General features: G+C 69.8%; 16 protein-coding genes. 4 read left to right on the top strand and 12 right to left on the bottom strand.

Annotation, left to right across the window (positions count from 1 at the left end; translation table 11 throughout):
* Window positions 1-47 precede the first annotated feature (47 nt).
* From pcp to ACT53R_RS00590, 9 genes are read right to left on the bottom strand one after another with little or no spacing between them, the layout of a single operon-like run.
* Window positions 48-704 (bottom strand): pyroglutamyl-peptidase I, encoded by a 657-nt coding sequence (pcp, locus tag ACT53R_RS00630; protein ID WP_476169901.1) that lies wholly within the window; start codon window positions 702-704, stop codon window positions 48-50.
* Between the two features lie 9 nt (window positions 705-713).
* A complete protein-coding gene (locus ACT53R_RS00625; protein ID WP_476170299.1) occupies window positions 714-1,661 on the bottom strand; it encodes a DUF979 domain-containing protein in 948 nt (315 codons plus the stop codon).
* Between the two features lie 5 nt (window positions 1,662-1,666).
* The gene (locus ACT53R_RS00620; protein WP_476169900.1) at window positions 1,667-2,386 is read right to left on the bottom strand and encodes a DUF969 domain-containing protein; all 720 of its coding nucleotides are present in this window, start codon (window positions 2,384-2,386) and stop codon (window positions 1,667-1,669) included.
* Window positions 2,383-3,147, bottom strand: coding sequence for a 5-oxoprolinase subunit PxpA (locus ACT53R_RS00615; RefSeq protein ID WP_476169899.1), 765 nt, complete (start codon window positions 3,145-3,147; stop codon window positions 2,383-2,385). Before ACT53R_RS00615 ends, ACT53R_RS00620 begins: the two co-directional genes overlap by 4 nt.
* The gene (locus ACT53R_RS00610) at window positions 3,144-3,635 is read right to left on the bottom strand and encodes a HEAT repeat domain-containing protein (protein ID WP_476169898.1); all 492 of its coding nucleotides are present in this window, start codon (window positions 3,633-3,635) and stop codon (window positions 3,144-3,146) included. The genes ACT53R_RS00615 and ACT53R_RS00610 overlap by 4 nt, the downstream gene beginning before the upstream one ends.
* Window positions 3,632-4,609 carry a 5-oxoprolinase subunit C family protein gene (locus tag ACT53R_RS00605; protein WP_476169897.1) on the bottom strand — a complete coding sequence of 326 codons (978 nt, stop codon included), beginning with the start codon at window positions 4,607-4,609 and terminating at the stop codon, window positions 3,632-3,634. The genes ACT53R_RS00610 and ACT53R_RS00605 overlap by 4 nt, the downstream gene beginning before the upstream one ends.
* The gene (pxpB, locus tag ACT53R_RS00600; RefSeq protein WP_476169896.1) at window positions 4,606-5,301 is read right to left on the bottom strand and encodes a 5-oxoprolinase subunit PxpB; all 696 of its coding nucleotides are present in this window, start codon (window positions 5,299-5,301) and stop codon (window positions 4,606-4,608) included. Before pxpB ends, ACT53R_RS00605 begins: the two co-directional genes overlap by 4 nt.
* On the bottom strand, window positions 5,298-5,729 hold the full coding sequence (locus tag ACT53R_RS00595) for an HIT domain-containing protein (protein WP_476169895.1): 432 nt from the start codon (window positions 5,727-5,729) through the stop codon (window positions 5,298-5,300). The genes pxpB and ACT53R_RS00595 overlap by 4 nt, the downstream gene beginning before the upstream one ends.
* The gene (locus ACT53R_RS00590) at window positions 5,726-6,388 is read right to left on the bottom strand and encodes a dienelactone hydrolase family protein (RefSeq protein ID WP_476169894.1); all 663 of its coding nucleotides are present in this window, start codon (window positions 6,386-6,388) and stop codon (window positions 5,726-5,728) included. Before ACT53R_RS00590 ends, ACT53R_RS00595 begins: the two co-directional genes overlap by 4 nt.
* Window positions 6,389-6,519: 131 nt before the next feature.
* Between ACT53R_RS00590 and rimO the strand changes: the two genes are divergently transcribed.
* The 4 genes from rimO (at window position 6,520) to ACT53R_RS00570 (ending at window position 10,020) form a co-directional block, all read left to right on the top strand.
* The gene (gene rimO / locus ACT53R_RS00585; protein ID WP_476169893.1) at window positions 6,520-7,881 is read left to right on the top strand and encodes a 30S ribosomal protein S12 methylthiotransferase RimO; all 1,362 of its coding nucleotides are present in this window, start codon (window positions 6,520-6,522) and stop codon (window positions 7,879-7,881) included.
* Window positions 7,882-8,067: 186 nt separating this feature from the next.
* Window positions 8,068-8,880: a DUF3025 domain-containing protein gene (locus tag ACT53R_RS00580; protein WP_476169892.1), complete on the top strand. Its 813-nt coding sequence runs from the start codon at window positions 8,068-8,070 to the stop codon at window positions 8,878-8,880.
* 88 nt (window positions 8,881-8,968) lie between these two features.
* Window positions 8,969-9,613, top strand: a complete 645-nt coding sequence (locus tag ACT53R_RS00575) for a hypothetical protein (RefSeq protein WP_476169891.1) — start codon at window positions 8,969-8,971, stop codon at window positions 9,611-9,613.
* Window positions 9,610-10,020 carry a hypothetical protein gene (locus ACT53R_RS00570; RefSeq protein ID WP_476169890.1) on the top strand — a complete coding sequence of 137 codons (411 nt, stop codon included), beginning with the start codon at window positions 9,610-9,612 and terminating at the stop codon, window positions 10,018-10,020. The genes ACT53R_RS00575 and ACT53R_RS00570 overlap by 4 nt, the downstream gene beginning before the upstream one ends.
* 106 nt (window positions 10,021-10,126) lie before the next feature.
* Here ACT53R_RS00570 and ACT53R_RS00565 read toward each other — a convergent pair whose 3' ends face one another.
* Genes ACT53R_RS00565 through ACT53R_RS00555 form a run of 3 tightly spaced genes read right to left on the bottom strand, consistent with a single transcriptional unit; the run spans window position 10,127 to window position 12,615 of the window.
* Complete coding sequence (locus ACT53R_RS00565) at window positions 10,127-10,549, bottom strand: PaaI family thioesterase (RefSeq protein WP_476169889.1); 423 nt, start codon at window positions 10,547-10,549, stop codon at window positions 10,127-10,129.
* A gap of 26 nt (window positions 10,550-10,575) precedes the next feature.
* On the bottom strand, window positions 10,576-11,421 hold the full coding sequence (locus ACT53R_RS00560; RefSeq protein ID WP_476169888.1) for a class I SAM-dependent methyltransferase: 846 nt from the start codon (window positions 11,419-11,421) through the stop codon (window positions 10,576-10,578).
* Window positions 11,422-11,460: 39 nt separating this feature from the next.
* Window positions 11,461-12,615, bottom strand: a complete 1,155-nt coding sequence (locus tag ACT53R_RS00555; protein WP_476169887.1) for an aromatic ring-hydroxylating oxygenase subunit alpha — start codon at window positions 12,613-12,615, stop codon at window positions 11,461-11,463.
* Between the last annotated feature and the right edge of the window lie 193 nt (window positions 12,616-12,808).

The following is a 12,808-nucleotide window of genomic DNA, read 5'->3' as shown; positions in this document are numbered from 1 at the left end:
TCCAGCATCCGGATTCCTGGATGCGGAACCCTGCCGGATCGGCGATCTCAGTGGACGGTGCCGGCGGCAAAATGCGCGTCGTCGTGCGTGCGCAGCGCGACGTCGATGATCAGGCGCAGGCCATCGACCATCGTCTCCAGCGGCATCGCGCCCGCCTGCGGTGAACGCAGCGGCATGCCGGGCAGCGGCGGCACGTGGACGAAGCCACCGCGCGGCCGTGCGGGATCGCCGGCCAGTGCGTGCATCAGCACGTGGAAGACGTGGTTGCAGACGAAGCTGCCGGCGGTCAGCGACAGCTCGGCGGGAATGTCTGCGGCCTCCAGCTCGCGCAGCGCTGCCTTCACCGGCAGCGTCGTGAAATACGCGTCGGGTGCGCCGGCGATGCACGGCACGTCCACCGGCTGCGCGCCGTCATTGTCGGGGATGCGCGCGTCGATCAGGTTCACCGACACGCGCTCCAGCGACAGCGCGCCGCGATTCGCCGCGAGGCCGGTGCACAGCGTCAGCGCCGGGCGATGGCGATCGAGCGCGTCGAGCAGCGCCGTCGCGCCGCGGCCGAAGGCGGTCGGCAACTGCACCGCTTCGATCCGATGCCCGTGCAGTGTTTCGCCATGCATTCGGCGCACGGCTTCCCAGCTCGGGTTGACGGCATCGCCGCCGAAGGGATCGAAACCGGTGAGCAGGACGACGGGCGATGCGTGCATGCGATGTGCTCAGCGGAAGATGATGAAGTACATCAGCACGACGTTGCACGCCAGCAGCAGCGCGCCGGTGCGCCACTGCGCGCGGATCACGCCGTACGGGTCCTTCAGTTCCAGCAAGGCGGCCGGCACGAGGTTGAAGTTCGCGGCCATCGGCGTCATCAGCGTGCCGCAGTAGCCGGAGAGCATGCCGATCGCGCCCAGCGCGGCCGCGTCGGCGCCATGCAGGTCGACCAGCAGCGGCAGGCCGATGCCGGCGGTCATCACCGGGAACGCGGCGAAGGCGTTGCCCATGATCGCGGTGAACAGCGCCATGCCCAGCGCGTAGGCGACGACCACGAGGAAGGCGTTGTCGACCGGGATCACGCCGCGGACCACGCCGGCGACGGCCTGGCCCACGCCCGCGGCCTCGAACACGCTGCCCAGCGTCGCCAGCAGCAGCGGCAGCAGCGCGGCCCAGCCGATGGCATCGACCAGCCGCCGCGACTGTTCGATCGCGACGCCGGGCGATTGCCGCGTCAGCGCGCAGGCCGCGGCCAGTGCGAGGAGGCACGCGAGGGCGAGCGCGGTCAGCGTGCCGGTGTTCGCGGTGTCGAACAGCGGTTTGCCACCGGCGACGAGATGCTTCGCCGCGAGCGTGCCGGCGACGGTCAGCAGCGGAATCAACAGCGCCGGCAGGAACAGCCGGTTGCCGAGGCGCGCGGCTTCGCTGCGCTTCTCGTCGGCGCTGCTTTCGGCGTAACGGCCGCTGCGCAGGCCGCCGAAACCGGCGATCAGCACCACCACCACCACGCAGGCGCCGACGACGCGCACCGGCAGGCGTTCGGCGGCGAACAGCAGTGCGGCCAGCAGCGCCCAGAACGTCGCCGTCGTGAGGCGTCGCGGATTGCCGACGTCGCGCACCCCGCGCCACGCCAGCGCCGCGAAATACGCGCCGAGCAGCCAGTGGACCGGCGTCATGCCGATCACGCGCCGTCCTCCTTCGTCGTCGTCGCGTCGTGTGCACGCGCGCGGGCGAGGGCGCGGTCTAGCCTTCGCAGGCGCCAGGCGTGGATCAGGAACGCACACACCGCAGTCGGGATGCCCCACACCGCGATCTGCAACGGCTCCAGCGCACGGCCGTGGTCGGCGAAGAAGCCCTGGATCAGCAGCACCGCGCCGAACGCGATGAAGATGTCCTCGCCGAAGAACAGGCCGACGTTGTCGGTGGCCGCGGCCATCGCGCGGATGCGCTCGCGTTCGGCATCGGTGAGCGCGCCGTGCGTGGTTTCGGCAGCGCCTTCGGCCATCGGCGCGACCAGCGGCCGTACCGTCTGCGGATGGCCGCCGACGCTGGTCAGGCCGATCGCCGACAGCGCCTGCCGAAGCAGCAGGTAGGCGGTGAGCAGACGGCCCGTCGTCGCGCCGCGCAGTCCGGCGATCCACGCCTGCGCGCGTTCCTTCAGGCCGTGGCGTTCGAGCAGCCCGATCACCGGCAGCGTGATCAGGAACAGCAGCAGGTAGCGTTTCTCGGTGAACGCCTTGCCGATGAGGTCCAGCACGTCCAGTGGCGACAGCTTCGCGGCGAAGCCGGTGATGAAGCCGGCGCCGACCACCACCAGCGCGGGGTTCAGCCGCAATGCGAAGCCGGCGACGACTGCCAGCACGCCGATCAGCGGCCAGTAGTTGACGACCTCCGCGGTCACGCGGCGAGACCCGCGCGCGCGGCGATGCGTACGCCCGCGTCCAGCAATCGAGCGCGCACGGCCTGCGCGATCGCGACCGCATCGTCGCGATCGCCGTGCAGGCACAGCGTGTCGCTGCGCAGCAGCAGCGGCCGTCCGCGTTCGTCCTTCGCGAGACCCATCGCGGCGAGCAGGAACGCACGGTCGGCGACATCGCCGGGCGCGTCGATCACCGCACCGGGTTGGCTGCGTGGCAGCAGGCGGCCCTTGGTGTCGTAACCGCGATCGGGGAAGACCTCGTGCACGACCGGCAACCCGGCGTCCGCGGCGATTGCCAGCAGCACCGAGCCCGACAGCCCGACCAGCGGCAGCGCGGGATCGAACGCCTGCACCGTCTTCACGATCGCGGCCGCGACGTCGATGTCCTCGGCGGCGCGGTTGTACAACGCGCCGTGCAGCTTGACGTGGGTGACCGCCACGCCGCATGCCTTCGCGAGCGCGGCGAACGTCGCCAGTTGCGCCGCGACGCTGCCCGCGATGGCCTCGGGATCGTCACCGGTCTCGCGCCGGCCGAAGTGTTCCCGGTCGGCATAGCCCGGATGCGCGCCCGCGGCGACGCCGTGCGTGGCGCACAGGCGCAGCGTCGCGCGGATCGTGTCCGCGTCGCCGGCATGCGCGCCGCAGGAAATGTTGGCGGAGGAGATCAGTGGCACGAGGTCGGCGTCGTGGCCGCAGCCTTCGCCGAGATCGCAGTTGAGGTCGATGACGGGCAGGGTGCTCATTCTTCGGTGGGTTCCAGCAGCCAGCGATCGCCGCGCAGGATCGCTTCGGCGATGCGCGCGATGTCCGCGTCGGCGTGACGGTATTGCCGCGCGTAGCGTGTGCCGAGGGCGCGGTCGATCTGGTAGATCGCGAGCAGCACGTCGCTGCGGAAATAGGCTTTTTCGCCGGCATTCTCGAGCAGGCCGACCAGCGTCGGCACTGCCTTGCGGTCGCCGATGTAGCCCAGCGCGCCGATCGCGTAGCGACGGTATTTCATGTCCTGGTGCGAGACGGCCTCGCAGATCGCGGGCACCATCGGACGACCGGCGGCGATCAGCGGGTCGTCGATCTCGGGTTCGTGGTCGGACAGGTCGTAGAACGCGTGCCACACCTTCGCGAAGCGCTTGCCGCCGGTGCGGTAGTCGACGTCGTCGGCGCGCGCATCGACGGCGGCGAACAGCAGGGCGGCGAGCGCGAGCGAGGCGGTGGCCGGTCGGAGCAGGGTCATGGCGCGGTCTCCCGGGCGATGGCGAGGTCGATGGCCCATTCTAGTCGCGCGATCCGCGCCGCCCGCTGCGCCCATGCCGCCCGCGCTTCGTCCCGCGACACCGCGACGAAACGCAGCGCATCGCCGGCGCGACGCTGCGCCAGCCGCGGCAGGTCAGCGGCGATCACGTGGCCGAGGCGCGGATAGCCGCCGACGGTCTGCGCGTCGGCCAGCAGCACGATCGGATGGCCGTCCGGCGGCAGTTGCACGGTGCCCGGCGCGACCGCGGCCGAGACCTGTTCCGGCAGCTCGGCGGCAAGCGCATCGCCGGCGCAGCGCAGGCCCTGGCGATCGCTGCGCGGATCGACCGTCCAGTCGTGCGACGCCAGTTCGGCGGCGATCGGCAGCGCCGACGGCACGTAGCGGATCGGTGCGTCGTGCGGGACATCGGCATCGAGGTCGATCCACCAGCCGGGCGCGACTGGCGCGTCGAGGTCGGCTACCGCGCTTTCGCCGATCGACAGCCGGTCGCCCGCCCGCAGTGCGCGACCGTCGAGCCCGCCGAAGCCGCCGCGCAGGTCGGTGCTGCGGCTGCCGAGCACGTGCTGCACATCGAAGCCGCCGGCGACGGCGAGCCAGCTGCGCAGCCCGCCGCGGGCGGTGCCGAGGCGCAGCGTGCCGACTGGCAGCGCCACCGGGCGACCGGGCGGCACGACGTGGCGGCTGCCGTCGGCATCCTCCAGCGTCGCCGTCATGCCAGCCCCGCACAGCGCGATCCGCGCCGGCGCCGGCAGCGCCAGCGTCGGGCCGTTGAGCGTCAGCTCCAGCACCGCGATGTCCGGCGGGTTGCCGACCAGCCGGTTCGCGAGTGCGGCGGCGTCGGGATCGAGCGCGCCCGCGCGGGCCACGCCGAGGTGCCGCCAGCCGTGGCGCCCGCCGTCCTGCACGGTCGTCAGCGCACCCGGGCGCAGCACGCGCCATGCGGTCGCGCTCATGCGTCGCGCGCCAGTGCGTCGAACGCGGCGTCGTCGATGGCGACGAAGCGCACGCGGTCGCCGGGCAGCAGCCGCGATGGCGGCTCGGCCACGGGATCGAACAACGTCAGCGGCGTGCGCCCGAGCAGGCGCCAGCCGCCGGGGCTTTCGCGCGGGTAGATGCCGGTCTGCGCACCGCCGATGCCGACGCTGCCGGCGGGCACGCGGCTGCGCGGCGTCGCCAGCCGCGGCAGCGCCAGCGCCGGATCGAGCCCGTCGAGGTACGGGAAGCCCGGCGCGAAGCCGATCATCGCGACGGTGTAGAGCGGCGCGGCGTGGCGTTCGACCAGCGCGTCGGGCGTCAGCCCGAGTTCGGCCGCGGCTGCGTCGAGGTCGACGCCGTGTTTGCCGCCGTAGCACACGGGAATCGCGATCGTGCGCGGCGTGGCGAGAGCATCTGTCGGACGGCCGTCGCGTTGCGCTTGCAGCCAGGCCAGCACGGTGTCGGGATCGATCAGCGCCGGATCGAAGCACACGCCGACGCTGTCCCACGCCGGCACCACGTCGCGCAGCCACGCGGGCGCGTCGGCGCGCAGGCGTGCGGCCAGCGCATGTGCCCGCGAGTTCGCGTCGGGGCCGGGTGCGAGCCGCAGAAGCCAGGCGTCGTCGGCGAGCGCCTCGGCGGCGACGCCGTCGCGCTCGCCATCGCTCATGCCGACAGCGCGCTGCGGAGGAGCGCGACGCGTTCGACCAGTGCCTCGGGTGAGTACGGCTGCGCGCTGGCACTGCCCCAGACCGGCCGCGGCCAGGCGATGTCGTCGCGGTAGCGCGCGATCACGTGCACGTGCAGTTGCGGGACCACGTTGCCCAGGGCCGCGACGTTCAGCTTGTGTGGCTTCATCGCGGCCTGCAGTGCGCGGCAGGCGCGGTCGATCTCGGCGGTGAGCGCGGCCTGCTGCGCGGGATCGAGGTCGGTCAGCTCGGTCGCGCCTTCGATGCGCGGGACGAGGATCAGCCATGGGTGATGGGCGTCGTCCATCAGCTGCACGTCGCACAGCGGCCAGTGCGCCAGCGGATGGGTGTCGTCGGCCAACTGCGGATGCAGGTGCCAGCCGGGCGGGGCGTCGGCGTGCCGGGTCATGCCAGGTGCTCGGTGAGGAAGGCGAGGGTGCGCGTCCATGCCAGCGCCGCGGCGTCGGCGTCGTAGTCGGCGCGTTCGTCGCAATTGAAGCCGTGCCCGGCGGGGTAGACGTGCACGGTCGCCTCGGGATGGTGCAGGCGATGTTTCTCCACGTCCTCGGGCGGGATGATCGGGTCGTGCTCGCCGAAGTGGAACAGCATCGGCGCGCGCGCAGGCTCGCCGAGGAACGGCACGCTGCGGCCGCCGTAGTAGGTCACCGAGGTCATGTGCAGGCGGGTGTTGGCCAGCATCGCCAGCGTGCCGCCCCAGCAGAAGCCCACCGCGGCCACGGCGTGGCCGGATTCATGCAGCCAGCGCGAGGCCGCGCCGACGATCTTCAGTCCGCGCTCGAAGCCCAGCGACGCCGCGTAGTCGCGCCCGCGGGCCACGCCGTCCTGGTCGTAGCGCAGCTCGACGTCCGGCTGGACCGGGTCGAACAGCGCCGGCGCCATCGCCGTGAACCCGGCCGCGGCGAAGCGGTCGGCCACGTGCCGGATGTGCGCGTTCACGCCGAAGATCTCCTGGATCACCACCACCGCGCCCAGCGGCGCGGTCTCGGGGCGTGCCAGCCAGGCCTGCACGGGGCCTTCCGGGGTGGACAAGGTCAACCATTCGCCCATGGCAGTGCTCGCAGCGTCGGGACCCGCATCGTACCCCTCCGCCGTGCGGGCCGGGAAAAGCGCGCCCGGGGCTATAATTGCCGGCTTGTCCGGGCATCCGCGCGGACCCCGCCCGACGCCAGGCCACCGCCATGTCCGCCATCGATCCCTCCACCGGCCGCCGCGTCGGTTTCGTCAGCCTCGGCTGCCCCAAGGCGCTGGTCGATTCCGAGCGCATCCTCACCCAGCTGCGGGTCGAGGGTTACGACATCGTCCAGACCTACGACGACGCCGACGTGGTGGTGGTCAACACCTGCGGCTTCATCGACTCGGCCGTGGCTGAATCGCTGGACGCCATCGGCGAGGCCATGGCCGAGAACGGCAAGGTCATCGTCACCGGCTGCCTCGGCAAGCGCCCGGAGCAGATCCGCGAGGTGCATCCGGACGTGCTGGCGATCACCGGCCCGCAGGATTACCAGAGCGTGATGACCGCCGTGCACGCGGCGCTGCCGCCGACGCACGATCCGTACACCGACCTCGTGCCGCGCCGCCTCGCCGAGAACGACATCGGCGTGAAGCTCACGCCGAAGCACTACGCCTACCTCAAGATTTCCGAAGGCTGCAACCACCGCTGCAGCTTCTGCATCATCCCGTCGATGCGCGGCGACCTGGTGTCGCGGCCGGTCGACGACGTGCTGCGCGAGGCCGAGAAGCTGGTGATGGGCGGCGTGAAGGAGCTGCTGGTGATCTCGCAGGACACCAGCGCCTACGGCGTCGACGTGAAGTACGCGGAGCGCACCTGGCATGGCCGCAGCTACCAGACGCGGATGAAGGCGCTGTGCGAAGGGCTGTCGGAACTCGGCGTGTGGACGCGCCTGCATTACGTCTATCCGTATCCGCACGTCGACGAGATCGTGCCGCTGATGGCCGACGGCAAGCTGCTGCCGTACCTCGACATCCCGTTCCAGCACGCCAGTCCGCGCATCCTGAAGCTGATGAAGCGTCCCGGCGCGGTCGACCAGACGCTGGAGCGCATCCGCCGCTGGCGCGAAACCTGTCCCGACATCACCCTCCGCAGCACGTTCATCGTCGGCTTCCCCGGCGAGACCGAGGCGGAGTTCGAGGAACTGCTGGATTTCCTCGACGAAGCGCAGCTCGACCGCGTCGGCGCGTTCGCCTACTCGCCGGTCGAGGGCGCGGCCGCCAACGCCTTGCCGGATGCGCTGCCCGAAGGCGTGAAGCACGACCGTCTCGCCCGCTTCATGGAGCGGCAGGCGGAGATTTCCGAGGCGAAGCTGGCAGCCAAGGTCGGCAGCGTGCAGCGGTGCCTCGTCGACATGGTCGACGGCGACCTCGGCCTGGCGCGCTCGATGGCCGACGCACCGGAAATCGACGGCCTCGTGCAGATCCAGAACAGCCGCGAAGCCGGCCTGCGTGCGGGCGAGTTCGTCGACGTCGAGATCATGGGCAGCGACGAGCACGACCTCTACGGTGAAGTGATCTTCGACGATTGATCGCGGCATGCGCGGGAAGCCCCGTTCGGCCGCGCCGGCGCCCGTGCCCGCCCAGCGTTGTCATCCCGAGCATCGCGAGGGACCTGCTTTGCTCACGGCGGTCATGCAGCTTTCCCACTCGATCCTCGGAAAACAGGTCCCTCGCTGCGCTCGGGATGACATGCCTGCGGAAGGTCATCGATCGTCATGACCAAGCGCCGTTTCGTCGCGCCGCCGCGTGAAGACGTCGATCGGGCCTGCTTCGACCATCCGATCCACGCCGGCTACGCGGTGCATCGCGACTGGTGCGTGTCGACGGACTGGCCGTCGATCGACATGCTCAACGCCGCGCTGCCGCCCGACGGCCCGCGCTTCGTTGCGCAGGACGCGGCGCTGCTCGACGACGGCCTGCACTACGAAACCCGCATCGCCGAACGCGGCGCCATCGCCACGCGGCCGGACAACTGGCACGACCTGTTCAACGCGATGGTGTGGTGCCGGCATCCCGCGCTCAAGCGCGCGCTCAACGCACGGCAGTGCGCGCACATCGCGACGATGGGCCCGTCCGTGCGCAACCGCGCGCAGTACGCGCTGACGCAGTTCGACGAGGCCGGCGCGATCGTGCGCGTGCGCGATCCCGCGCTGCTCGCCGCGTGGGATCGCCACGACTGGCGCGCGTTGTGTTTCGACCATGCCGATGCCTGGCGCTGCGGCGGCATCGCGGTCGCCGCCATCGTCGGCCATGCCCTGCTGGAAATGTCGCTGGCACCGGCGTTGTTCCCGGTCGCGAAATGCCTGGTCGTGCCGGGCGATGCCGATGGCGATGCCTGTGTCGCGCGCGTTGCCGACGCCATCGCCGCCGGCGACGTGCTGGCCGATCCACTCGAACTGCGGCCGCTGCCGCTCGCGGGCATCCCGGGCTGGCATCCGGGGCAGGACGCGGCCTTCTACGCGACCGCGCCGTGCTTCCGTCCCGTGCGCCCGGATCGCGTTTATCCTGCGCCGATCGCCGCCACGTGAGCGTGCGGCCGGGTCGCGCATGGCCTCGCGACCTGCCGGCCGACGTTGACGCAGACACGAATCGGCTTCCCTTGCCATGGAGTTCGCCATGCCGTTTGCCCGCTGCCTCGTGCCCATGCTGCTGATCGCCGGGGCCGCCCATGCCGGCGACCGCGTGCCGCCGGTGATGACCGACGAGACCTTGCGGCTGTCGCTGCCTGATGGCGCACGCGTCGAAGCGCGGCTTGACGCCGATTTCAACGGCGACGGCCTGACCGACGTGGTCGTGGTCGCCCGCAACGACACCGATCGCGTGCTGAAGGCGTTCGCCGCCTACACCAGCGAGACCGACAACGGCTTCGATCCGGTCGGCGAGATGCGCATGGCCTACGCGCCGTTGGCGAAGACCACGCTGCGCCTGCTGCGCGGCGTGGTGATCGTGACCGATACCGACGCCGCCGCGACCTCGATCGACGCGACCTGGCGTTTCCGTTTCGAGCGCCAGTCCGATGCCGTCGGTCATGGCCGCATGCGCCTGATCGGCGACGACGTGCGCATGCACAGCCGCACCGGCGCGCACGAGAGCGCCACCGTCAGCACGAACCGCCTCACCGGCGAACGCAGCGTGCAGATCGCCACGCCCGGACCGAGCGGCGACGTCAGACAGCCGCCGAAGACGTCGAAGGTCTCGTCGAAGCCGATCTACATGGAAGATGCGCCGACGCCGGGGCAGACGCTGGAGACGGTGCGATGAGCGATGTGCATGCCCCGGCGAAGCAGGCGCGCGTCGATCCGCAGGTGATCGCGGCATGGCGCGCGGTCTGCGCGCGGGATGCGGTGCCGAGGCGCCGGCTGCGGAGGGTGTTCCAGCTGGCGATCCTGCTTGCGATCGGCCTGTGTCTCCTCGCGGCCGTGCTCAAGCCGGATACCCCGACCGCGCTCGTCGTCGGGGCAGGGTTCGCATTCGCGACTGCCATCGTCGCGCTGATCTGGAACAACGTCCTGGTCGGCAAGCCCCCGTGCCCGTCGTGCGGCGAACCGATCAGGCTGTCGGCGAGCGGCCATGGATGGACGACGTCGCATCCCGAGGCGGAGGCGTGGTGCCCGCACTGTTTCGTCTGGCTCAAACCGCCTTCCGACTCGCATTGGCCCCTGGCCTGAGCCGACGGGCTCCGGCGTTGTCGGCGTCTGCGTCAGGCAACGCGCCGGTCATGCGCGGGCGACATGCCTGCCGCCCGTGCAATGGAACCGCCGCGAAACCGCCGGGTCATTCCGGCGTGTCGGGATCGCTCGCGGCAACCACGGTGCCTTGGGCCAGCGCGCACAGGATCTCTTCGCCGTCGCGCTCGACGTACACCTCGCACTGGCAGACCGCCTGGCGCTTGCCGACCCCCTTCGCCGTGGCGCGCGCGATCACGCGTTCGCCTTTCGCGGGGCGCAGGTAGTTGATCTTGAACTCGGAGGTGAGGGCGTTCTTGCCGAGTGCCAGACCGCCGGCGAAGGTGATGGTGTTGTCGGCCAGGTAGCTGAGCACGCCGCCATGCACGAAGCCATGCTGCTGCAACAGGTGCGGCACCACGTCGATCGCGATCGTGGCCGAGCCCGGGCCGACGTCCGCGAGTTGCGCGCCGATGAACGTCGTGAAAGGCTGCGACGAAAACACCTTGTGTGCAAACGCCTGGAGGTCCATGAGGGTTCCTTGGTGGGGAGCGCGGCTCAGCCGTGCGAAACCGTGCGCAGGCGCAGCCGGTACAGCATGAGCGCGCCGCGCTCGAAGCCCGCGGCACTCATCGCCAGGAATTTCAGGAACTCGTCCGTCTTCTCCGCGCCCACGATTTCCTCCGCTTCCGCGCGGCGTGCAGCCAGGCGCTGGGCCCACAGCCGGCAGGTCCACGCATAGTCGGCGGGGCGATTCTCGACTTGTTCGATGGTCAGGATGCCGTGCGCCGCCTCTGCGATCTCGGACAGATAGGGCAGGTCGCTGCCGGGGAAGATCTTCTCGGCGATGAAGCGATTGGCCCGCCCGCCCGGCATCACACCGTAGCCGATGGTCTGCAGGGACAATGCGCCGCCCGGCACGAGGTGCGCCGAGCAGAACGAGAAGAACTGGCGATAGCGCGCGATCTTGGTTTCGCGCGAGTCGTCGGTTCGCACGAAGTGCTCGAACGCGCCGATGCTGATGATGCCGTCATAGGGCCGGGCTTCGTGGTCTTCCCAGCTTTGCAGTGCGACCGTCGCCTGGTTCCCGAGCGACGACTCGCACGCGCTCTTCTGCGTTTCCGAGAGCGTCAGGCCATGCGGGTTCTCGAACAGTCCCCGCTCGAGGCCGCGCTTGAGCAGCGCACCCCAACCGCATCCCACGTCGAGCACGCGGCCCTTGCCGGTCAGGCCGAGGTTGTCTAGGTGGTGGTCGAGCTTCTTGATCTGTGCGTCTTCCAGCGAGTCGCCGGGAGCGTCGGGACGGGCGCTCGAATAGACGCGGTGCTTGTCGAGCCAGAGGTTGTAGAAATCATCGCCGATGTCGTAGTGGAACTGGATGTCTTCCTTGGTGGCGCCGGTCATGGGATGTCCTTGGATGTTGCGCGTTGATGGAAGTGGAGATCAGCAGTCGCCTGTCACCTGGTCGACGTTCTCCTGGAAACGGCAGATGAGGGCTTCCTCGGTGCCGATCAGGTGGTATTCGTTCGCGCCGCGGCGCAGTCCGCGCTGCACGTCCTCGGCGACGAGGAAGTCTTCCTTGTCGAAGACCGTGTCATTGGTGTACTCGAAGCGCTTGGCCAGTGCGGCCTGGCCCTTCTCGCCGACGAACTGCTCCGGCCGGTACAGCATTTCGTGCGTCCACAACGTGCTTTCCGGCGCGAGCGGATGGAACATGTTGATCGACACGTAGTCGGGATGCATGATGAAGAAACCCTGCGGGAACAGGGAGTAATAGACCGATGCGTAGTCGAGGATGCGCCACTTGTCCTCGTCGACATCGGCGGCATCCAGGATGTTCGTGCGCGCGGCTGTCAGGCGGATGTGCTTGCCGTGGAGGAACGGATCGATCACGCCGTTCTTGAAGACTTCGGAGAGCGTGGTCCGGTGCAGGAAGGGGACGTGGTAGCCCTCGAGGTAGGTCTTGATCAGGAGCTTCCAGTTCGCCGCCCGCACGAGCTTGCTCTTGCGGAACGGGACGAGCCCTTCGAGATCGAAGTGGTCGAGGTCGTCCGCCATGGGGCCGAGGTAGTCGTCCAGATCGATGGTGGCGCCGGGGGTCGGATGGATCCAGACCAGACCGGCACGCTCGACCACGGGCAGTTCGACCAGACCGTGATCGCAGCGGTCGAGGCCGGGGAAATTGAAGTCGCGCGTCACCGACTTCAGCGTGCCGTCGAGCTCGTAGACCCAGCCGTGGAACGGGCACACGAAGGTCTTGAGCTCTTTTTTCTTCGTGGCTTCGGAAACGAGCCGGGCGCCGCGATGGCGGCACTGGTTCAGGAATCCGCGGAGCACGCCGTCCTGGCCGCGCACGATCACGTACGGGAAATGATCCCAGTCGCTGGTCATGAAGGTGCCGGGTTCGCGCACATGCGAGACATGTCCGGCGAGCTGCGGGAAGTGGCGGAATACCGTCGCCATTTCCTTGTCGTAAGTGCCCGCATCGAAGTAGCGGGATACCGGGATGCGGCCGTATGCATCCGCCATCTCGAACGTGCCGCGCTCGCGCAGCGCGAGCAGCTTGCGCAGAAGGTCGACCTGAGTCTCGTGCCTCATATCTGTCCCTGTCGAAAGTGCGGCTTCCTGATGTCTCCGGAGTCTATACCCGGGCGTATGTTGCCTTCAAGGTGACGGCGATCCGGACGCATCTGCCGTCGACGGAAGCGCCGATGCTCCTGGCGAATGACGACGCGATGACGGCACGATGTCGGCGGGAATGACCGCTTGCGCCGGCGGATCCGGTTGCCTG

The organism is Lysobacter sp. DMC104, assembly GCF_056313665.1.
The sequence above is the reverse complement of the archived record's forward strand: the minus strand, read 5'-3'. Positions and strand labels throughout refer to the sequence as shown.